The following is a 21,739-nucleotide window of genomic DNA, read 5'->3' as shown; positions in this document are numbered from 1 at the left end:
GGCCTCCGATTACCGACGAAACGTCCGACCGCACGACACCACGACGCCTTCGATCGAAAGGCTCTCGGGGTCGGGTCGCAGGACCGAATACTTGCCGCTCGAATTTTCCGGATGCAATTCGGGGCGACCGTTCTTCAACACAAGGCGCTTCACGGTGAAGCTCCCGTCGAAAAACGCCAGCACGATGTCCCCGTTTCTCGGTTCGAGCGACCGATCGACGAACAATTTGTCCCCGTCTAGAATGCCCGCTTCGATCATGGAGTCCCCGCGCGCGGTCACGATGTAGGTCGCTGCTGGCTCGCGCACGAAGTAGGATGCAACGTCGAGTTCGTCGACCCGATAGTCCATCGCGGGCGAAGGAAAGCCGCAACTTGCCGTCATCTCGACTTCGGCAATGGCGAGGCAGTCCAAAAACAGGCGCTCGAAATGAGGATCTCGGCCGAGCTCATTGCAACCGTCGACCGTCTCGGTCTTTGAGCCGAGACAACACCCCGCACGATTGGCAGGAAGAGAACCAGCGGGAAGATCGGGGTTCGGCTGTCCGACGCGGGACCTGCAAAGCAAGTCCGCGGAACAGTCGAGCGCAGAACGACGGACTCGGGTACGACTGCGGCTCAAGTTGCCGGAGCGACTTGAGCTCGAAAGACTCGACGCTTCGGAAACGTCGAAAACTTCGGGAGCTTCAGGAGCTTCGTGTGCCGCAGCCGATTCGCGGACCTCGGAAGACGGGGTATCGGAAGAAGACATGGTTCTCGAAAAAACGACTTCGTGATCGGTACGTATGGACATCTGAAATCCGTTCCACAAATGTTCGACGCTCGTACCACACAATCATTATGTCAGATTTGATTCCGAGTTGCAAAATCAACTGAAATTTTCGAGTTTTTGCATATCCGTGGCACGTAATGGGGATTTACGGAGATTTTTGATTCGGACCCCTTATGAAAGGACACCTCAAGCGGCATTCCGATCGAAAAACGACTGTTCGGGCGGAGAAACGGAGGCGACACGACCCGAACGCACTCACGCCAAATGAAAACGACGACTGCGGAGAAAAGCGCTCCGGAACGACCCCGCGGACGGGCGCAGCGGCAAGCGGCGGGGCGATCGTCGGTCCGGCCAGGTGAACACCGTCTGCACCGACGAATTTCACCGACCGTTGGCTCAAATTTGAGAGTAAACATAGGTGCAAATAAAAGACTTACTTTGTTTGCCGTCGATAGGATGGGTGCAGAGAAAACTGCAAATGCACCTTACCCATAGTACTTGTATGGCTTTATTTCGAGCCGAATTTTGCGCTTCCGGCCGCATCGGCAAACGACGCGAAGGCGAGGCGGCACTCGGGACCGGGTACGCTCGAAAAAGGACGGAGCCGAGGTGCTGATCGAAGCGCGGCGCCTGAAGTCCAGCTCAAAGCTCAGGAAGGTAAAAAGAACCGAAATCAGGCCTCAAAACCTTATAACTAGTCTAACGTGATAGAATTATGCTTCTAGGAAGTAAAAGTTCCGAAAGATTTTATTAGGGGGGGCTTCGAACGAGCCGCTCATACTTCGGATCGACGACTTCCCGAAATTCCCGCCCGACCCCCCGAGGAACACCGCCATGTCCGCCGCCGCCCCGATCGTTCTAGCCGCGAACGCGCCGTTCGCTCTTTCGACCGACGTTCGCAAACCCGCGAGCAATCCCGCGCTCGTCTATCTCGCGGGACTCCATTCCCGGAACTCCCGCGTTTCGATGACCTCGAAGTTGAATGTCGTCGCGCGCCTTCTCGGCTGGACCGACATCTACGACTGCCCCTGGCAGGAGCTGCGCGCCGACTACGTGATCGGAATTCTCACGAAACTCGCGGAAGAGGGCGGCCGGCCGCGCGCGGACGGCGAACCGCGCGGGCGGCAGGGTACCTGCATCAACTGCTACTTGTCGGCGATCAAAGGCGTGGCGAAGGCGGCCTGGCTCTCGAAGCGCCTTCCCTACGAGACGTTCCTCGAAATCTCGGCCGTGAAGGGCGTTCGGGTTTCCCGCGAAATGGCGGGGCGCTCGCTTTCCTACCGAGAGAGCGGAAAACTCATTCGCGTGCTCGAAGAAACCGACATCCGCACGGTGCGCGATCGGGCAATGCTGCTTCTCATGTTGGGCTGCGGCCTGCGACGCGGGGAAATTCCGGATCTTCGATTCGAGGACTACGACCGGGAGGACGCGTCGCTCACCCTTATCGGTAAGGGGGACAAGGAGCGCACGGTCTATCTTCCCGATGAAGTGGCGGAGGCGCTCGACGCCTGGATCGACGGCTTCCGCGGCAAAGCACCCGGCCGCATGTTCGGGAGGATTCGAAAGAACGGGGAACTGAGTCTCGCGACGGCGCTCGACCCGCGCAGCGTCGGTCTCATTTTGAAGACGCGCCTCGACGAAGCCGGAATCGATGAGCGTACCACGCCGCATGACCTGCGCCGAACGTTCGCGACACGACTTCTCGACGACAAGGTCGACATCGTGACGATCAAGAACATGATGGGGCACGCCAACATTCAGACCACCACCCGCTACGACCGCCGCGACGACGAAACCCAGAAACGCGCCGCCCGCAACGTTCGTTTGTGATGATGTATACGTCGTGAAGAATCAAGGATCAACATTTTTGTTGTTGCCTCTATTTTCATGTGAGAACGATCGTTTTGCAAACAGACCGTCGGACGGTCAAGCAGACTGAGCACGGCAGGAAGGGGAAGAAAGACGAATACGAACAAAAGTAGCATTAAACGTGAGAATTGACGATTGAAAGAGGGAATTTGGGCGAGGCGTCCGAAGAAGAAGGCCGCCGGACCGTGGTTGAGCAGTTCCTGAAATTTCAAGGCGGCCTGATTTTTGAAAATTAAGAAATCAACATTTTTATTGTTATGTGAATTTTCACGGCCAAAATCGTCCGGTCGCCGAGGAAGCTCGCAGGGGGCCGAGGGCGCTACAACTGCAAACGACGGGGAGGGGAGGGCAGAGCGATCGAAGAGGGGATCGCCGGGTCGAGAGCCGGTGCGGTCGACCGCTACGCGGGGCGGGCCGCGACAGCTCGCCCGGGGCGTCGTCGCCGGTGAAGACGGTCGAACGATGGCCGATCTCGATCATCGGAACGGAGCCGATCGGACTTCGAGAAAAGGAAGATAAAATCGGGAAACGAAAGGTTGAAAAGACGCTTCTCCGTTTGAGGAAAAGGAAGCTCACGGGCGTTCCCGATCGTCTCGAAAAACGACCTTCCAACCCCATCAAGCGAATCGAAATCAGCCTATCATCAAAGGACAAGCAACCGATACGAGGAGGACCGAAATGACCGACGACAAATTCGACGACCTCAATGGAATCGTTGACGAAGAAGAGGAGACATTCGAAGAGCGAATGTTGGATGCACTCGGGGAGCGGTCGGACTGGGAAAGCGACGCCCGGCCAACCATCGTTTCTTTTCAAGAGCTTACAGGCGTTTCCTTGATAACGGTTGCCGAGGGATTCTGACCTACGAAGAAGCTGTTGAAGAATACAGAATCTATACGGGTTGTGTTCCGGACACCGTAATCGACTGGCCCCATCTCGATTGGCAGAAAGAACGCCGAGAAAAGGAAAGCGAAAACGGGGAGGCTATTCGGGCGATGTTCGACATGTCCGTCGAAGAATACCTGGCGCTTTACTGGCCGTACGAGCCGCTCATCAAATATGCGTACTGAGAGCTGTTTTTTAGCTTCTTTCGGGCTCTGCTATTTTCCGATCTGATGGGTTTTCTTTTCAAAAATCACCCTTCGAACCGAAGGAAAAGTGCGCAGAAGCGAAGCTGTCGTAACTCGAACTCCGGATATGAAAATGCCGCACATCCCTTCAGCTACGAGTAGCATCGGTAAGTGCGGCATCCGAACCTGTCAGGCTTCCTTGGCCCACTTGCGGTCTCTCGCCCGCGATGGACCTGCCGTAACTCGATTCGTTATCGTGTTTTTATCGTATCACGTCCTGAAAATTTTGTGCGCCCACCGGCACGTTTTTTTTCAGCAACCGTCGACTTGACCGGCAGCGCGGTACGGAAAACGGTGTGGCGGCGCACCATGGAGCTGTAACGAAAAAACGCCGCAGTGTCGTCCAAGCCACGACCTGCGGCGTTCTTCATGCGCGCGTTGGATTACTTCACTTCGGCCTTCGCGGCTTCTTCACCCGCAATCCGTCCGAAGACGATGATGTCGGCGTAGGCGTTGGAGCCGAGGCGGTTCGAACCGTGCGTGACGCCCGTCACCTCGCCCGCGGCCCAGAGCCCCGGGATGGGATTCCCCTTCGCATCGAGCACCTGAGCCTTCGGGTTGATCTTCAAGCCGCCCATCGTGTGGTGCACCGACGGCACGCCGCGGTAGATCCAGTAGGGCCCGGTCGTGAGGTCTTCGAATTTCCCGCGGTAGTTGAAGTCGAGGTCCTTCCCGGTCTTAGCGTACGAGGAGACCTTCTTCACCGTGTCTTCGAGGGCGTCGAGCGGAATCTTGAAATGGTCGGCGACGTCCTTCAAGGTTTCGCCCTTGTAGAGAATGCCCGTGCGACTGAAGACCGCAACCTCGTCCTGATGGTTCTGCACGGCATGCGCGCGATCCTCGACCTTCTGATTGAAGAGCGCGTAGCAGTACTGACCCGTCTGAGCGAGAATGGCCTTGCTCATGACGTCGCGGCGTTCGAGTTCCTCGACAAAGCGGCGCCCCTCCTGGTTGATGAGGATGGCGCCTTCAAAGCGCGCGTCGTCGATCAGCTCGATTGCGCCCGAGACCGGGTCACACATCGGGTAGGTCTGGATTTGGTCCATGTTGGCAACGGCCGCGCCGATTTTCTCCGCCATCACGATGCCGTCGCCCTGAGCGCCCGGCATGTTCGTCGTCTTGAAGCCCGCGCCGTAGAAGGGATTCGCCTTCGTGCGCATGTCGACGTTCGCGGCAAAGCCGCCCGTGGCAAGCACCGTCCCGCGGCGCGCTTCGAAGACGTAGTCCTTCCCGTCCATGACGGCCCGCACGCCCGTCACACGCCCGTCGGCATCGCGCAGGAGCTCTTCGGCCTTCATGCCCGTGACGATCGGGATCTTGCGCTTTTCGGCTGCCGTCATGAATTTCGAAATAAATTCCGAGCCCGTCGCGCCCTTCGGGATGAGGGAGCGCTTGACGGAGTGACCGCCGAAGTGAAAGAGGTTGTCTTCGACGAATTCGACGCCGATTTCATCTCGGCACCAGAGTGCGGCGGGCAGAGCCCCTTCAACCATCGCACGCACAACCGCGGGGTCGCCGAGGTTGTCACCGCCCTTCATCGTGTCCTGGAAATGTTGCTCGACCGAATCCTTGATGCCGAGCTTCTGTTGCACCCAGGAGCCTGCGGCCGCCATTTCCGCACCGGAAATGAGGGAGTTGCCGCCGACGGTGGGCATCTTTTCGAGAATCACGACGCTCGCACCCGCGTCGTGCGCGGTAATGGCGGCGGAAAAGCCCGCGCCGCCCGAGCCGACAACTACGACATCATAGACGTTCTTTTCGGGGACCTTCGGGGCGCGCTTTGCGACCACGACGGGACCCGCCAACGTCACGCCCGCCTTTTCGGCAGCGGCCTTGACAGCCGAGCGCAGGGCTTCGGACGAGAGCGTGGCACCCGCCACGACGTCGACGTCCGCACTGTTGTAGCGGACCATGGCGTCCTTCATCTCCGTGAAGACGCCTTTGGCGAGAATGGGATTTTCAAGCGACGATTTGACGTCGATCGCGGTGATCTTGCCGCCGTCGAACATCACGGCTACCGTGACGTCGCCGTGTTTCCCGACGCCCGTACCTTCAGTGGTGACGGGAGCGGCAAGCGCAGTGCCGCAGAGGGCGAGCGCCAACGTTGTGGCGCGCAGGATGCGGATGGAATGTCGAGCCATGGCCTTTTCCTCCAGAGTAGCAAGACGTCCTTACGAAGCGCCCCGGGAAAGGACCGGTCGGATCGCAGGACGCCGAAGGCTTCAACTCATTTTTGGCCCGACGGCGGGAGGGTGCGACGGGATTAACCCGAGTGTTCGGGGAAAGTAGGGGGGTCCGGAACACTCGGGTTTACTACGATTTTACGTTCTCAGAAGACGAACCGGACGCCTGCGTTCCAGCGGAGGTCTTCGTTGACGTCACCGCCCGAGCTGCGTTCGAGGTCGACGTAACCGTAGGTCGAGGGCGTGAAGTTGAAGTTCGCGCCGACTCCGTACTCGACCCACGTCCCGCCGATGTCGTCGTGCACGGTGTTGCGCGCGTTCCCCATGGAGGCCAGAGTATCGAGCTCCCCTTCGAAGTCGTTCAGAACCGAGAAGCGCGCGTAGAGCGTCCCCTTCTTTTGGGGAAGGAAGAAGCCCGCGCGAGCGCCTGCACGACCGACGAGCGACGTGAAGTCGTCCTGCTGAACGCGTACGCCGTTTCCGGTTATGAAGTCGTCGCCCGTCACGCGCCCGTAGGTGAGAGCAACCTGCGGCTCGACGAAGGCCCGATCGGCGAAGGCAAAGCGGTGACCCGCCTCGACGCTCACGCTCCAGGCGTTGTTGTCGATCGAGCCCGTCATTTCGCGAACCGTGAAGTCGGATTCGAGGCGACTCACCTTGGCGATGAGATCGACATAGGCGCCGTTTTCCTTGAGGTAGGTGCCGTAGAGCGCAAAGCCGTAGGCGTCCGACTCGGCGGTGCCGCCCGTCAAATCGCTAGAACCGTCCGTGTAGGAGAAGGCCGCACCGAGCTTCCAACCTCCGCCCACATCCGTATCCGCACCGACCTGGATCGAGGTGTTCGTATTGTCGACGCCTCCGTAGGAGAGGTTCGTCCCGTAGCCGCGCACCCAGGCGCCCACCCCTTGGGGCGCATCGCGCAGTTCGCCCGCCCGACGCGCGAGGTCCGACATGTCGTGGCGCCACTGGAAGGCGCCGAGCATGGTGAGCGACCCGAGGTCCGCGAGCTTCGAGTTTTCGGTGACGCGGACGTTCGAGAGCGTCCCGTCTTCGGCGACAATCGCGGTGAGGCCGTTGTTGACCGCACCTTCTTCAACGACGAGGTCGGTTGCACCCAACGTCGTCGCGGGATCGGTGAAGTTAACGGCTTCGAGCGCCGCACGAGCGGCGTCCTCGGGCGAGGCAAACTGGTCGTTCGCGGTGCCCGCCGCAGCCAGGGAAAGATCCGTGACGGCGGAATCGAACGTGACACCCGTGTTGTCGGCGAGGTTCGTGAAGCGCAGCGTGTTGCCGGCGCCCGTAAGGGACTGCACCGAGTAGCCACCCGCGCCCACGTTGATGCGGGCGTTCGTCGCCTCGATGCTGCCGAGCGTGTTGACCTCAAGGTTGCTTTCGCCCGTTACGGTTAGGCTCGAGCCCGCAGCAAGACGGGCGGTGCCGTAACTCTCAACCGAATTGACGGTGACGGAGCCCGAGTCTGCCACGACGAGCGTGGAGGTCGAGTCCATAAAAAGACCGCTACCCTCAGACACAACCGTGAGGTCGCCCGCCACGGTGAGCGTCGACCCTTCGAGCCAGACGGCTTCGGCCTCCGGGCCTCGAACATCCATCGACGTCGAACCCGTGAGCGTAACGCTCGAGCCCTCGACCGCGGCGATGCCGGCGGAACTCACGGCGGGCGCCGACGACGTGCCGCGGCTTTCGGCGAAAATCATTCCGCCGCCGTAGGTGACGGACCCGCCGCCCGCTGCGTAGATGCCGAACGCCTGGCCGTCCGAGACGGCGGAAAGCGTGCCTTGGCCTTTCGCAATGCGCGCACCTTCCGAATCGATGGCAACGGCCGTAGCAAAACCATCGCTCGAAGCAACGACTCGGATATCGCCCGCACCGATCTCAAGATCGGTCGAGCCGACGGCATAGATGCCGTAGCTGCCCGCCTCGGCACCTTTCTCGCCGATGCTCGAAAGCCGAATGTCGACGTCGCCGATGCGAATCTTCGCCGTACCGTTTTCGGGCGAGCTTTCGACACCCGTCGTTTCGGCGTACTGTTCGGGAGCTCGGGCGGTAGCCGAAAGGTCGAGCCGCAACGCACCGATGTCGACGTCGGCTGCGGAGTCGACGTAGATGCCTCGCGAGAACATCCATGCGTCGGATACCGCATCGTCGAGAGGCGTGACGGAGGACGTGACGGAAAGGGTGCCGGTGACGGTGAGGCTGTGGTATTCGTCGGTCGGTTCGCCGCCCAAGGACACACCGGTCGACATCAGGAGGTCGAGGCTCCCCGAGGTCGTCATCGTAAAGCCGGCGTCGCCCTCGACGGTAACGGACGCATCGTTGTCGGCAAGCCACATCCCGACGGTTCGCGGCGTGTGCGTTTGCCTGCCGTCGACTTCCATGTCGCCGATTTCGGCCGTGAAGCTGCCGGTACGGATCGTTCCGCCGTCGGCGTAGAGGCCTACGGCCTGCCACCCGTCGGACGTCACCGATAGACGGCCGCCCTCGTAGTCGATCGTGCCGCCCGCTTGAGCGACGAGCGCCCGCGCCGTAGCGTTCTCACCCGCAAGGGCGAAGGCCGAGATGTTGCCCGAGCCGATCCGAACGGTGCCGCCGTCGGCCAAAACCCCGTCGACCGTAGCCGTGCCCGTCGCCCCCGTTGCCACGCCAAGCGCCGTGATCGTGACGGAGCCGCTCGTCAGATCGATCGTACCCGCATCGGCGAGAAGGCCATAAGCCTTGGCCGAACTTTCCGAAACGGACGTGACGGAAATCGCGCTCTCGCCGAGACGAATGACCGCACCGATATCGGAAACCACGCCGAATGCCGACGAAGCACCGTCTCCGGAACTTCGAGCAGAAACTCGGATGTCTGCCGAACCCGCCTGAACAAGCGCGCCCCCGAGGGTGGTGGCCGCGGCATCGATGCCTGCGACCTGCGCCGTCCCGGCCGGAGCGTCCACGGCGACACGAAGATCGGTCTCAAGGCGCCCGAGAAGCGCCTCTCCGTCCGACTGAACAGTAATACCGACGGCATCGGCAAACGCCGTTCCCGACGTATCGAACTCGTCGACCACCGCACTTCCCGCTATCCGCAGAACCCCGCCGACGGAGGCGTGATTGGCGACACCGTCGGCCCGGCCTTCCATGGAGAGACCGGTCAGCCACGCTTCGCCCTCCGACACGGAAGCGGAAAGCGAGAAGTCGGCATCCCCCTCGACGACGAGTCGGCTGCTGTTGGCGACATTCAGCGCATTCACCATCGCGAAGCCGCTCCCGGCGGAGCGGTCCGCCGTTGCCCGGATCGTACCGCTCACATTCCGGGCGGCAAAGGATCCGCCGCTTGCACCGATACCCGTCGCCTCTGACATAAAGGTGATGGGAGCGCCGACATAAGCTTCGTGGCTCATGTCGATCGTGATGTCGTCCGTCACGATCGAAGATCCGATGCCCTCCGCAAAAAGTCCGTACGCAGAATCGATGTACTGTGGCGCACGACGAAGCTGGCGGATCCCGACGGAACCATTGAAGTCAAGGCAAGTACCGTCCGAAGCATGAACCGCGGATTCCGCGGCGGAATCGGTGAGGTCGATCCGGTCGCCCGCGGCAAAATCATAGACCACGGTACCGTCCTCGGTCACGGTGCGGACGGACTCGTAGCCCGTTTCGCTTCCCGTGATGCCCGACGTGAAGACGGTCGCCGAAGCGGGCCCCGCATAGGCGACGACGAGCACCGCAACGGCTGCCGCAACACGACTCACCCGGGTGATCGGACGCGGTGAGAACGAACGGGAAGAACGAACGGAATCCTGATGTGTCGAACGAGAAAGCATAATGGGGACCTCTTTTGAAGTGAAGGTCGGAAAGTACCGTTAATTTGATTTTACGAAGCGACACCGTCGAAATCGAGTCCCGAGGACAGATATACAGCTTTCGGTAGCGAAATCGATCCTCGGTAATTACGCGAATACGCTCCGCTGCGAAGGTGCGGGGAGGATACGGGGAGGACCGGAAGCCCTTCACGGCGCATCCGTCTTCGGCGCAGCTCCGCTTGGTACGTGCCGGATTCGGCGGGGCGCCGTGCCGCTGCGGGAAGGGCGAAGGGCAGGAGCGCAATCCCGCGCCCGATTCGGGAAAACGAAAACCCCCGCCGGAGGGTACCGACGGGGGAGGCTTGAGGGTTGACCTTTCGATTTTTATTACTTCACGAGCTCGGCCGACTTGCCGAACCACTTCACGTGGAGCTTTTCGTAGGTACCGTTTTCCTTCAAGGTCTTAAGCGCCGCGTTCATCTCCGCGATCAACTTCTCGTCCTTCTTCGCGGCGATCATGGCGAACTGATCGGCCGTTGCCATTTCGGGGAGATGTACGGTCTGCGAGGCGATGGAGGCGTTCTGCGCGAGGATGTAGTCCGTGACGGGTTTGTCGTTGATGACGGCGTCGGCGTTGCCGGCGAGCATGTTGAGGATGGCGTCCCCGGCACTGTTGAAGGTCGAAATCTTGGCGCCTTCGATCTTCTTGGCGGCGACCATGCTCGTCGAGCCGAGCTGCACCGAGATGCGCTTGCCCTTAAGGTCGGCGAAACCCTTGATGTTCTTTTCACCATTTTTCACGACGATCGTGAGACCCGACGTGTAGAAGGGATCCGTGAAGAGGACGCGCTTCTGACGTTCGGGCGTGATCGAGAAGCCGGCGGCGCCCGTGTCGATCGTCCCCGCGAGCACCGCGGGCAGAATGGCGTCGAAGCCCATCGTGGAGAGCTGAAGGTCGCGCCCCATGATCTTGGCCATCTCGCGAACGAGATCGACCTCGAAACCCTGAATTTCGCCCGTCTTCGAGTCGTAGAACTCAAAGGGCGGGAACGTGCCCTCGGTGGCGACCTTCCAGGGGTCGGCGGCAAAGACGGAACCCGAGAGAGCGAGGGCGAGGAGACCGGTCAGAACGGTCCGAGACGAAAAGGCGGCTTTCATTGTCAAACTCCTTATACAAATACCAACCTTAAAAAACACATGCCGTGGCGTTTGGGACGGACCCGTTGTTTCGTCGGCCTGCGAGTTAACTATACGATCGGAAACCCCGATTTCGGGACCCTGAATTCGCAAAAAGATTCCGAATCTGATTCTTTCTTGTGTCTATTCGGCAAAGGATAGAGAGTGGATATTAGTTGCCGAGTTTGTTGAAAATAGCGGCGTTTGTCGGTCGACTCCGAAGACCCATTTGTCGACCAAACGAATGTCGAATGAGGACCATTCCGCGACACCGAAGAGTTCGATTCCCGAAGGATCCTCGCCCCATACTTCGGTATGGTGAAGGACGTCGCGGAATCCCTTGTCGGCCGTATCGTGTGACGTGGCGGTTCGCGCAACCCCTCGAAGGACGTCGAAGGGCGGCGAGTCGAACACTTCCGTTCGGGCGTGGAAACGCCGCTTGCGGCCCGTCATGCGGCGCCGTCTCTTCGTTGGGGTGGGGAGGGGTAGGGGTAGGGGGGGTACCTCAAAAGGGCTTTGGAGAGGGTGCGGCAGGCGCAAGTGCGGAGCCGGATGAGGACGCTTTCAGACTGGAAACAAGGCGAATCGATACTGCCCGGGGTGCGTTTCGCGCCCCCGATCGGAGGGAAGAAGCGCACGGGCTCGACGATATATGTTCCGCTTCGGAGACATTCGGGTAACTTCGCATGCACATCACGTAAACAACTTGGCGCAGTGCTTCGTCCGAATCACGGAGAGTCCCTTCGTATTCACCATCAAATCCACTTCGGACGAGTATTTGCCGACAATTCTACGGGTTCGAAGAACCATTTTTCCTCACGAAAAAGCGCAAAGCCTCTTGGGTGTTCTCCTTAATCGGTCCGACCGATTCTGGGCGGAGCGTTACATAAAATGACAAGACTTTGGCGCCGAAAGACATGGATTTTCGGCACGATCCGAATGACAAACGAAGGAGAACAACGTGGCACTTCTTACGCACAAACGGCCCGAAGCGGCACTGGTACTCTCGGACGGACGGATCTTTCGGGGGCGCTCTGCGGGCGCTCCGGGATTGGCCTCGGGTGAGACCGTTTTCAATACGTCGATGACGGGTTACCAGGAAATCCTGACGGATCCGTCCTATACGGGCCAACTTGTGACGCTTACGGTGGCGCACGTGGGGAACACCGGCTGGAACGCCGAGGATATGGAAAGCCGCGCGATCGCAGCTGCGGGTTTGATCGTGAACCGCATGACGGAAGTTCCGTCGAATGCACGCAGCGAACGCCCCTTGGTTGAAGTCCTGCGCGCCGAAGGGATCGTCGCGATCACGGACATCGATACGCGAGCCCTCACCATGCACCTTCGCTCGACGGGGGCGCAGCCCGGTGCGATCGTCGCCGCGGAAAAGGGCGACCTGACCGAAGCCGACCTCGAAAAGGCGAAGGCGGCCGCTTCGTCCTGGGGCCGGATGGAGGGCCAGGACCTCGCGAGCGTCGTGACGACGAAGGCTTCCTACGAATGGACGGAAGGCACGTGGCAAAACGCAACGGCCGAGCGCGCCGCGGGCTTTGTGACGCCCGCCGAGCAGCCCTATCACGTCGTCGCCTACGACTTCGGGATCAAGAAGAACATTCTTCGCATGCTTGCGACTGCGGGCGTGAAGGTGACGGTTGTGCCGGCGCGCACGAGCTTTGACGAAGCCATGGCGATGAACCCCGACGGGATCTTCCTCTCGAACGGCCCCGGGGACCCCGCCCCCTGCACGTACGCGATTGAAGTCGCGAAGCAGGCGATAGCCGCCAAGGTGCCGCTTTTCGGCATCTGCCTCGGTCACCAGATCATGGGCCTTGCGGTCGGGGCGAAAACCCTCAAGATGAAGTTCGGCCATCACGGCGGGAACCACCCCGTTGAGGACGTGCGCACGCACCGCGTCTACATCACGAGCCAGAACCACGGGTTTGCGGTCGACGCGGAGACCTTGCCCGAAAACGCAGTCGTCACGCACCGGTCGCTTTTCGACGGGTCATTGCAAGGCTTTGAGCTCACCGACGCACCCGCCTTCTGCTTCCAGGGTCACCCCGAAGCGAGCCCGGGTCCCCACGACATCTCGCCGCTTTTCGCGCACTTCGTCGAACTGATGGCCGCCAAGAAGGCCGCCTCCGCGAACTGACCCCGCCCGACAAGGACACATCATGCCCAAACGTACAGACATTCAATCCATTCTCATCATCGGCGCGGGTCCGATCGTCATCGGTCAGGCTTGCGAATTCGACTACTCGGGCGTTCAGGCCTGCCGCGTACTGCGCGAAGAAGGCTACCGCACGATTCTCGTGAATTCGAACCCGGCCACCATCATGACGGATCCGCAGACGGCGGATGCAACCTACATCGAACCCATCACCTGGCAGACGTTGGAGCGCATCATCGCCAAAGAGCGCCCCGACGCGATTCTCCCGACGATGGGCGGGCAGACGGCTTTGAACTGCGCCATGGACCTCGTTCGCGAAGGGGTGCTTGAGAAATACGACGTGGAATTGATCGGCGCCACCCCGGAAGCGATCGACAAGGCCGAAGACCGCGAACGCTTCAAGGAACTGATGGCCTCGATCGGTCTTGAGTCCGCCCGCTCGGGCGTTGCGCACACGCTCGGCGAAGCGAAGGCCCTTCTCAAGATGACGGGTTTCCCCGCCGTCATTCGTCCGTCCTTCACGCTCGGCGGCTCCGGTGGCGGCATTGCCTACAACACGGCCGAATTCGACGAGATCGTCTCGCGCGGGCTCGAACTCTCGCCCACGCACGAAGTCCTCATCGAAGAGTCGCTTCTCGGCTGGAAGGAATTCGAAATGGAAGTCGTCCGCGACAAGGCGGACAACACGATCATCGTGTGCTCCATCGAAAACTTCGACCCGATGGGCGTGCACACCGGGGACTCCATCACCGTGGCGCCCGCTCAGACCCTCACCGACCGCGAATACCAGGCGATGCGCGACGCGTCGATGGCCGTTCTGCGCGTGATCGGTGTGGACACCGGGGGATCGAACGTGCAGTTCGCGCTCGATCCGAAGACGGGTCGCATGATCGTGATCGAAATGAACCCGCGCGTCTCGCGCTCGTCCGCCCTCGCTTCGAAGGCGACCGGTTTCCCGATCGCGAAGATCGCGGCAAAGCTTGCCGTCGGCTACACGCTCGACGAATTGAAAAACGACATGACGGGCGGGAAGACCCCGGCCTCGTTCGAACCCTCGATCGACTACGTCGTCACGAAGTGCCCGCGCTTTGCCTTTGAAAAGTTCCCCGCCGCCGACGACCGCCTCACGACCCAGATGAAGTCCGTGGGCGAAGTGATGGCGATCGGTCGGAGCTTTGCGGAGTCCCTCCAGAAGGCGCTGCGCGGCCTTGAAACGGGTAAGGACGGTCTGACTCCCGTCACGACCGACGCGTCGAAACTCATTCGCGAACTCACGGTTCCCGGACCCGAACGCATTTTCTACGTTGCGGACGCGATGCGTCTGGGCATGTCCTTGGACGAAATCCACCGCCACACGAAGATCGACCCCTGGTTCCTGCGCGAAATCGCCGAAATCGTCGCAACGGAAGCGGTCGTCAAGGGGCACGCCCTGACGGAGCTCGACGCCTCCGATTTGAAGCACCTGAAGGCCCTGGGCTTTTCCGACAAGCGCATCGCCTCGCTCATGAACTCTACCGAAGCCGACGTGCGCGCGATGCGTCAGGCAAACGGCATTCTCCCCGTCTACAAGCGCGTCGACACCTGCGCGGCGGAATTCGCGACGACCACCGCGTACCTCTACTCGACGTACGGGTCGACCGACGCCGATGAAGCGAACCCGACCGCGAAGAAGAAGGTCATGGTGCTCGGCGGGGGCCCCAACCGCATCGGCCAGGGGATCGAATTCGACTACTGCTGCGTGCACGCCGCGATGGCCCTCCGCGAAGACGGCTGGGAAACCATCATGGTGAACTGCAACCCGGAAACCGTCTCGACCGACTACGACACGTCGGACCGCCTCTACTTCGAACCCGTGACGCTCGAAGACGTGCTCGCGATTTGCGACGTTGAAAAGCCCGACGGCGTGATCGTGCAGTACGGCGGCCAGACGCCTCTCAAGATCTGCCGCGCGCTTGAAAAGGCGGGAGTCCCCGTGATCGGGACGTCTCCGGACGCGATCGACCGCGCCGAAGACCGCGAACGCTTCCAGGCCCTCATCAACGAATTGGGCCTCAAGCAGCCGCCCAACCGTACGGCCCGCACGGAAGCCGAGGCCCTGGAGAAGGCCGCTGAAATCGGCTATCCGCTTGTCGTTCGTCCGAGCTACGTCTTGGGCGGTCGCGCGATGGAAATCGTCCATACGCCGGAGCGGCTCGAACTCTACATGTCGAAGGCCGTGAAGGTGAGCCCGGAGAGCCCCGTGCTTCTCGACCGGTTCCTCGACGACGCGATCGAACTCGACGTCGACGCCGTCTGCGACGGGGAGACCGTGGCGGTGGCGGGCGTGATGGAACACATCGAACAGGCAGGCGTCCATTCGGGCGACTCCGCGTGCTCGCTCCCGCCCTACAGCCTTTCGGACGACGTCGTCACGGAAATCCGCCGTCAGACGCGCGCCATGGCGAAGGCCCTCGGGGTCGTGGGTCTCATGAACGTGCAGTTCGCGATCCAGAACCCGCACTCGGCGAACCCCGACATCTACGTCCTCGAAGTGAATCCGCGTGCCTCGCGTACGGTTCCCTTCGTCTCGAAGGCGACGGGGCGCCCCCTCGCGAAGATCGCCGTGCGGGCGATGGCGGGCGAAACGCTTGCGGCGCAGGGTTTGGACGTCGAAACGCTCGAAAAGGCGCCTCCCTACTACTGCGTGAAGGAAGCGGTGTTCCCGTTTGCGAAGTTCCTGGGCGTAGACCCCGTCTTGGGACCGGAAATGCGCTCGACGGGCGAAGTGATGGGGGTGGGGCGCACCTTTGCGGAAGCGCTCAGGAAGAGCCAGGTCGCGGCGGCTTCGAGCCTCCCCGAGAGCGGCACGTGTTTCATCTCGGTACGCAATTCCGACAAGGCCAAAGCCATCGTCTGCGCGCACGAGCTCGCGCACGCAGGCTTTGAACTCATCGCCACCGAAGGTACGGCGAAAGTTATTCTCTCGGCGGGCATTCCCTGCCGCAGTGTGAGTCGCGTGCACGAAGGGCGCCCGAACGTGATCGACCTCATCAAGAACCACGAGATCAGCCTCGTCGTGATGTCGGTCGCGGAACACGAAAGCGAACTCGACGACGCGGCCGCCATCCGCCGTACGTGCCTTGCGGAACAGGTGACGTACTACACGACGATGGCGGGCGGCCTTGCCGCTGCCGAAGGCATCCGCGCGGGTCGCAAGGGGGACGTCTACGACCTTCAGGATCTGCACGCGGAAGCGCTTGCCGCTTCGTAACGTGCGTTAAGACAAATCCCGTCGAATTCGCAAGCATCCGCGAAGCGGGGAAGCCCCCGGGCGATCAAGGGCGCCCGGGGGACTTCCGAAAAGAAGGGAATGAGGGGAAGGAGGCCAAACGGCATCCGAAGAACCTCAAAGTCCCGACCGCTCGCGAAACCCTTCGATCCCGCTCACACTACGAGCGGGATTTCTTTTGCCTGATAAAGCCGATTACAGAGGAGGGCGAAGAGGAGAGGCGAGCTGCGACGGGTCGCTGCCTCAGGAAGTCGGGGCATCGCGAGACGGCGACATTCGTTCGGGTCAGGGTTGCTCCAGATTGTGCAAATACGAAAACGCCCGTTCAGACTGTTCTCTCCGAGGGATCCGAGTCTGAAACGGGCGCCCCGTGAATACAGTATCCGGCCTCGTTCGCGGTTTCTCGGCCTACCAAGGAAGTTACGGCATTCACGGTTTTCGTGCGTTTCATAGTAGCACGCAACGCCCGTTCAAAAGCGCTCCGTCGAAAGGTGTTGCGGCCCCGAGCCATACGGACGGTCCGCCCTACAATGCACCGAACACCCGAAATTCAAAGGAGGGCTCCGAATGACCAAAATCGCCGCCTCGCGACGTGCGTCCGCGAAGAAACGGAAAGCCTGCATGCCACACGCTCTCCCAACCGAGCCGTACACCGAGGAGGGCCGCCCGAGCGAGCGCGATTTCGTCATCGCGGCAGCCTTCGATCCCGTCCGGATCTGGGAAAAGCTCGAAGCGGAAAGCGATCGTCTGCGCGCTCAATGCGCCGAATCCGAGAAAGCGTTTCGGCGTGCGGCTCGTTGGATTTACGCAACCATGGCGCCCCTTGCCCGTGACTGGCGAACCATCGTGATTTACGAAGGCGGAGCGATCCGTTTGATTCTTTCGACGGGCGGCTACCCGAAGCACGCCGGGAACATCAACGCCTTCGCGCGGTGCATGCCCGAGTCGTTGCGCGGACGCTGGCAGGTCACGACGGGGCTGCCGCGCCTCAAAAACCTGCTCGATCCGCCGGCCTATGCGGCGACTCCCGAGATTCGTCCCGAGACGGTACGTGTCCGGATAAGGATGAGCCACATCGGACAATGCAGTCTCTCCCTCTGGTCGAAAGAATTGGGCGAAGTGCGGCGGACCGATCCTGCAAAGGCGGATTTCTACGCCGACCAACTGATCGACAACGCCATCGGAGAAGCCGCGAAGCTCCGAAACGTGTATTGGGTTGTGGCCCGCGGCCCCTCTCGGAAAAAAGGCAAGACCGTGTACCTTACCGAATTCCGGCGACACTTTTTCAAGCAGTATCCGACCGCACGCGACAAGGACTTCGAATCCATCCTGGCGGAACCCGGAAACCGCTACACGAAGTGGTGGCGCGAGGGACCGTTCCCGCGGGTGAGGGAGGAAGACCTGTCGGCTCGTGTCGCAACCGTTCCGTGGCGCGTCCGGTTCTACTCAACGGCGACTTACCGCGCGGCCGACTTCCAAAAGAAGCGGCCTTGGCGTTTTTGACCGAGCAACGCTGCGGGTCCATTAAGCCCGCATCCAAGGCCCCCGGCCGTTGCTGTCAGGGCCTTTCTCGAAGCGACCGCTGAAGAGAGGAGCGAGGGAAACAGGCAGGAAACGGCCCAATTCGCGGCGCTTCGGGCAAGCGGCCGGTTTGCACTCGGGCTCGGGACGCAGCAATAATACGGCGGTCGAACAACAGAGGAACCCGTCATCATGACCGCGACAGTGAGAGCGTCACGCGATTGTAATCCCCGGCTTCAAGCCGACCCGCGGGAGGTCCGCTCGTGAACGAAACCGCACGGCGGCTCGGCCGCGACTTCACGACCTGGGGGCTTTTTCGCTTTGCGTTGCCGCGCATGGGGATGTCGCTCTTTATCATGAGTTACATGGTCGCGGACGGCGCCCTCATCAGCCACTACCTCGGCACGAACGCGCTCGCAGCGCTCAATCTCGTCTGGCCCTTGTCGAGCGTGCTCATGGCCTTCGGGATCATGCTTTCCGCGGGCGGCGCCTCCGTCATCGCGCGACGCCTCGGTGCGGGCGACAAGGAAGGGGCCGAGCGCGCCCTGAGTTCGATCTTCATCGCGGAAGCCGTTCTCGGGGCGGTCCTGGGCTTACTCGGTTGGATCTTTCTCGACCAACTCATGGTGTTCCTCGAAATCGGCCCCGACGAGGCACCGTACGCCGAAGCCTACCAGCACGTGGCGCTCGTGACGATGCCCGCGCTCCTCGTGAACGTCGCCGCGCAGACCTTTTTCACGACCGCGGGGTTCCCGAAGGTAGGCCTTGCCGTTTCGATTGCCTCGGGCGTCACGAACGTCGTGCTCGACATTCTCTTCATGGGGCCGATGGGCTTCGGGATGACGGGCGCCGCCTGGGCGACCTCGATCTCGTGGATGGTGTGCGTGGCGTGTGCCTGGTACTTCTTCCGCAGAAAGAACGCGGCGCTGCGCTTTTCCTTCCGTGTTCCCGAGTGGCAGGCCGTGAAAAACGCCGCGACGAGCGGGGTTTCGGAGATGGTCGCGTACCTCTCACACGCCGTGACGCTCTTTCTTTTCAATTCCGCCTTCCAGAAGTCGCTCGGCGTCGACGGCGTGGCGGCCCTCACGGTTGCGATGTATGCGAGCTACGTCTTCAACGCCATTTTCTACGGGCTCTCGGAGGCGGTATCGCCCGTCATCGGCTACAACTACGGAAACCGCAACTGGCCGCGCTTGAAGCGCGTCTTGAACGAAGCGTTCGTGCTCCTCGCGGTCTTTTCGCTTTCGGCCTACGCGCTTTCGTACTTCTTCGCGGACGACGTGCTCGCGGCCTTCGTCGACAATTCGCCGCACGTCGCGTCGCTCGTCGCTGACTACTTCCCGCTTTACGCGCTCTCGCTCCTTTTCACGGGCCCGAACCTCTTTGCGGCCTATCTTTTTACGGCCTTCGGCGACGGACGGCGCGCGACCGTCGTCTCCTTCAGCCACACGTTCCTTTTCGTGACGGGCGCGATCCTCGTTTTCCCGAAGTTCTTCGGCGAGATCGGCCTCTGGCTCTCGGCCCCGGGGGCGGAAGCCGCAGCCTTCGTTTTGTCCGCCTTCATGATCCTCGCGAACCGTCGACGGTACGGCTACGACGGCCGGGAAGCGGAACGCATCAACGTGGCGTGAGGCTTGGAATCCGAGCCCGCGTCCGAAAGCACGAAGCCCCGCTTCTTCGGCGGGGCTTTCTGCGTCGGGGACGTCCGAACGTCGGCTGAGCGGAAAAGGAAAATGCCGCACGTCCCTTCCGCCTACGAGTGACTCCGGTGAGTGCGGCATCCTACGGCTTGCCGGGCGACCTTGCTCCATTAGGCGGTATCTCGTCCTTGAGTGGGGAGCTGCCCTTGCCGAGCTTTCGTTTTCCTAAGGAGCATCGTAGCACAGACTCAAAACATCGAAAGCCCCGCACGTGTGGCGGGGCTTTCGACGTTTTTGACCGCGTCGCGCCGGGGGAAGTCGGATTCGCTCCGGCGCAACGGAACGCGGCGCTCGTCAGCCGAGCGAGGCGACGAGCGCTGCCTTGATCGTGTGAAGGCGATTCGCGGCCTGTTCGAAGACGATCGAGGCGGGGGACTCGAAGACTTCTTCGGTCACTTCGATGCCGTTTGCAAACTGCGGGGACATCGCGGCAATTTCCTTCCCGATCTTAGTTTCCGTATTGTGGAAGGCGGGAAGGCAGTGCATGAAGGCGACCTTCGGGTTGCCCGATGCAGCCATGAGTTCGGCGTTCACCTGATAGGGAAGCAACATCGCGATGCGTTCGTCCCAGACTTCCTTCGGTTCCCCCATCGAGACCCAGATGTCGGTGTGGATGAAATCCGTCCCCTTGACGGCTTCGACGGGATCTTCGGTGATGGTGATCTTGGCACCCGTCGTTTCGGCAATCGACTTGCAAAGCGCGATCAGTTCGTCCGAAGGACGAAGCGCCGCGGGCGAGGCGATGCGCACGTCCATGCCCATCTTGGCGCCCACGAGGAGGAGGGAATTCCCGGTATTGAAGCGAGCGTCACCGAGGTAAGTGAAGGCAATTTCGGACCAGGGCTTGCCGGAGTGTTCCTTCATCGTAAGGAGGTCGCAGAGCATCTGCGTCGGGTGCCATTCGTCGGTGAGGCCGTTGAAGACGGGCACGCCCGAGTAGGCGGCGAGCTCTTCGACGGTCTTTTGCGAGAAACCCCGGTATTCGATCGCATCGTACATCCCGCCCAGGACGCGCGCCGTGTCCTTGATGCTTTCCTTGTGACCGATCTGCGAGGTGCTCGGTTCGAAGTACGTCGTGTGGGCCCCCTGGTCGTAGGCGGCAACTTCGAAGGCGGAACGCGTACGGGTGGAGGTCTTTTCGAAAATGAGGGCGATGTTCTTCCCGACAAGGCGCTTCGGTTCGTTGCCGAGGCGCTTCGCCTGCTTCAGATCGGCGGCGAGCTCGACGAGGTAGTTGATTTCGGCGGGCGTGTGGTGAACGAGACTCAGAAGGCTGCGGTTTTTCAGATTGACGGGCATGGGGCACCTCTCGGGATTGAAAACTGACTTCGTTAGGGGATTGAAATGCTCGGAGACCGCTATCGAGCGGCCCTTGAACACAAGGCGTTTCATCGATTGTCGCAAAGGCCCGCAGGCTTCCGATGAGGAATTCAGCTTAGTCAAGATGACGGCACGCAAAGAGACGTTTTACGGCAAACTGTTGATTTTATTGGTTTTTCAATGGTCGACGAATAGGCTGAAACGGTCGCACGAGTGCGTTGCGTTGTCGCCTCTCGGGTGGCGCCGCGGGACCGGACGAACGGCGCGAAATGACGATTTTGGAGCTTGGCGCGGGGCGCGGCAGAGGAGGGGGCGTGTGCGAGGAAGGGACAAGGTTCGCTGTCTACCGAAAAACCGTTCGGTTTGTTTCGAGCCTTCGAGAGAGGGGTGTTTTCGGGAGTCCGAAAACAGCGACGGAGCTCGGGCCGGTTCGCGGCCGGAGGAGCTCCGTTTTTCATGAGGACCGTCGGTTCGACTGCGTGTTGCCGACGGACCGCGGGTTGACGGGCCTTATGCGTGCATCAGGCGGGCCTCTCAACCGTTCCATTTGGCGTTTGCAACCTTCAACCCGGCGGGCGGCAGATCGTCCGCGGGGTCGGGCATGGGCCCTTCGGGCACCACGCGGATTTCGGAGCGAAACGGGAAGTCGCCTTCGGCGAGCGTTTCGCGGACAAAACTTTCGAAAGCGGCGTCAAGACCGTACGCGCGCAACTCGGGCATTTCGCGCAGGCGCCTCAACGTCTCCCGATCGAGTTCGACGGCAATATCGACGAACCGTTGATTCTTTGGGGCCATGAGGCCTCCGTTCTGAAAAGGAGTCGAAAGGAA

13 protein-coding genes are annotated in these 21,739 nt (G+C 61.1%); 6 read left to right on the top strand and 7 right to left on the bottom strand.

Going from position 1 to position 21,739, the window contains the following annotated elements:
- Positions 1–9 precede the first annotated feature (9 nt).
- A complete protein-coding gene (locus tag S6FBBBH3_RS11070) occupies positions 10–411 on the bottom strand; it encodes a LexA family protein (RefSeq protein WP_170143853.1) in 402 nt (133 codons plus the stop codon).
- Positions 412–1,602: 1,191 nt separating this feature from the next.
- Here S6FBBBH3_RS11070 and S6FBBBH3_RS06500 point away from each other — a divergent pair.
- Positions 1,603–2,598, top strand: a complete 996-nt coding sequence (locus S6FBBBH3_RS06500; RefSeq protein ID WP_120176977.1) for a tyrosine-type recombinase/integrase — start codon at positions 1,603–1,605, stop codon at positions 2,596–2,598.
- Between the two features lie 717 nt (positions 2,599–3,315).
- Positions 3,316–3,498 carry a hypothetical protein gene (locus S6FBBBH3_RS06495; RefSeq protein ID WP_120176976.1) on the top strand — a complete coding sequence of 61 codons (183 nt, stop codon included), beginning with the start codon at positions 3,316–3,318 and terminating at the stop codon, positions 3,496–3,498.
- Between the two features lie 460 nt (positions 3,499–3,958).
- Here S6FBBBH3_RS06495 and S6FBBBH3_RS10990 read toward each other — a convergent pair whose 3' ends face one another.
- From S6FBBBH3_RS10990 to S6FBBBH3_RS06480, 4 genes are all read right to left on the bottom strand, one after another.
- The gene (locus S6FBBBH3_RS10990; RefSeq protein WP_123957655.1) at positions 3,959–4,138 is read right to left on the bottom strand and encodes a hypothetical protein; all 180 of its coding nucleotides are present in this window, start codon (positions 4,136–4,138) and stop codon (positions 3,959–3,961) included.
- A 12-nt stretch (positions 4,139–4,150) separates the two neighbouring features.
- Positions 4,151–5,908, bottom strand: a complete 1,758-nt coding sequence (locus S6FBBBH3_RS06490; protein WP_120176975.1) for a flavocytochrome c — start codon at positions 5,906–5,908, stop codon at positions 4,151–4,153.
- 188 nt (positions 5,909–6,096) lie between these two features.
- A complete protein-coding gene (locus tag S6FBBBH3_RS06485; protein WP_170143852.1) occupies positions 6,097–9,705 on the bottom strand; it encodes an autotransporter outer membrane beta-barrel domain-containing protein in 3,609 nt (1,202 codons plus the stop codon).
- 438 nt (positions 9,706–10,143) lie between these two features.
- Entirely contained in the window at positions 10,144–10,914 is a 771-nt protein-coding gene (locus tag S6FBBBH3_RS06480) for a basic amino acid ABC transporter substrate-binding protein (protein WP_120176973.1), read from the bottom strand.
- 979 nt (positions 10,915–11,893) lie between these two features.
- Here S6FBBBH3_RS06480 and carA point away from each other — a divergent pair.
- The 4 genes from carA (at position 11,894) to S6FBBBH3_RS06455 (ending at position 19,522) form a co-directional block, all read left to right on the top strand.
- The gene (gene carA, locus S6FBBBH3_RS06470; RefSeq protein ID WP_120176971.1) at positions 11,894–13,084 is read left to right on the top strand and encodes a glutamine-hydrolyzing carbamoyl-phosphate synthase small subunit; all 1,191 of its coding nucleotides are present in this window, start codon (positions 11,894–11,896) and stop codon (positions 13,082–13,084) included.
- A 22-nt stretch (positions 13,085–13,106) separates the two neighbouring features.
- Complete coding sequence (gene carB, locus S6FBBBH3_RS06465) at positions 13,107–16,352, top strand: carbamoyl-phosphate synthase large subunit (RefSeq protein WP_120176970.1); 3,246 nt, start codon at positions 13,107–13,109, stop codon at positions 16,350–16,352.
- A 639-nt stretch (positions 16,353–16,991) separates the two neighbouring features.
- Entirely contained in the window at positions 16,992–17,873 is an 882-nt protein-coding gene (locus tag S6FBBBH3_RS06460) for a hypothetical protein (RefSeq protein ID WP_123957654.1), read from the top strand.
- Positions 17,874–18,154: 281 nt separating this feature from the next.
- Positions 18,155–19,522: an MATE family efflux transporter gene (locus S6FBBBH3_RS06455; protein WP_120176968.1), complete on the top strand. Its 1,368-nt coding sequence runs from the start codon at positions 18,155–18,157 to the stop codon at positions 19,520–19,522.
- Positions 19,523–19,885: 363 nt separating this feature from the next.
- Here S6FBBBH3_RS06455 and S6FBBBH3_RS06450 read toward each other — a convergent pair whose 3' ends face one another.
- Together S6FBBBH3_RS06450 and S6FBBBH3_RS06445 are read right to left on the bottom strand one after the other, a co-directional pair.
- The gene (locus S6FBBBH3_RS06450; RefSeq protein ID WP_120176967.1) at positions 19,886–20,890 is read right to left on the bottom strand and encodes an ornithine carbamoyltransferase; all 1,005 of its coding nucleotides are present in this window, start codon (positions 20,888–20,890) and stop codon (positions 19,886–19,888) included.
- Between the two features lie 555 nt (positions 20,891–21,445).
- On the bottom strand, positions 21,446–21,706 hold the full coding sequence (locus S6FBBBH3_RS06445; RefSeq protein WP_120176966.1) for a hypothetical protein: 261 nt from the start codon (positions 21,704–21,706) through the stop codon (positions 21,446–21,448).
- Positions 21,707–21,739 lie beyond the last annotated feature (33 nt).

It is taken from the genome of Sutterella megalosphaeroides (assembly GCF_003609995.1).
In the GTDB taxonomy this organism is placed as follows: domain Bacteria; phylum Pseudomonadota; class Gammaproteobacteria; order Burkholderiales; family Burkholderiaceae_F; genus Sutterella; species Sutterella megalosphaeroides.
This window is presented reverse-complemented; position numbering and strand designations above follow the sequence as displayed.

Coding starts and splice junctions, on each gene's coding strand:
- S6FBBBH3_RS06500 (WP_120176977.1), top strand. CDS start 1,603: ATGTCCGCCGCCGCCCCGATCGTTCTAGCCGCGAACGCGCCGTTCGCT.
- S6FBBBH3_RS06495 (WP_120176976.1), top strand. CDS start 3,316: ATGACCGACGACAAATTCGACGACCTCAATGGAATCGTTGACGAAGAA.
- S6FBBBH3_RS10990 (WP_123957655.1), bottom strand. CDS start 4,138: ATGAAGAACGCCGCAGGTCGTGGCTTGGACGACACTGCGGCGTTTTTT.
- S6FBBBH3_RS06490 (WP_120176975.1), bottom strand. CDS start 5,908: ATGGCTCGACATTCCATCCGCATCCTGCGCGCCACAACGTTGGCGCTC.
- S6FBBBH3_RS06480 (WP_120176973.1), bottom strand. CDS start 10,914: ATGAAAGCCGCCTTTTCGTCTCGGACCGTTCTGACCGGTCTCCTCGCC.
- carB (WP_120176970.1), top strand. CDS start 13,107: ATGCCCAAACGTACAGACATTCAATCCATTCTCATCATCGGCGCGGGT.
- S6FBBBH3_RS06460 (WP_123957654.1), top strand. CDS start 16,992: ATGCCACACGCTCTCCCAACCGAGCCGTACACCGAGGAGGGCCGCCCG.
- S6FBBBH3_RS06450 (WP_120176967.1), bottom strand. CDS start 20,890: ATGCCCGTCAATCTGAAAAACCGCAGCCTTCTGAGTCTCGTTCACCAC.
- S6FBBBH3_RS06445 (WP_120176966.1), bottom strand. CDS start 21,706: ATGGCCCCAAAGAATCAACGGTTCGTCGATATTGCCGTCGAACTCGAT.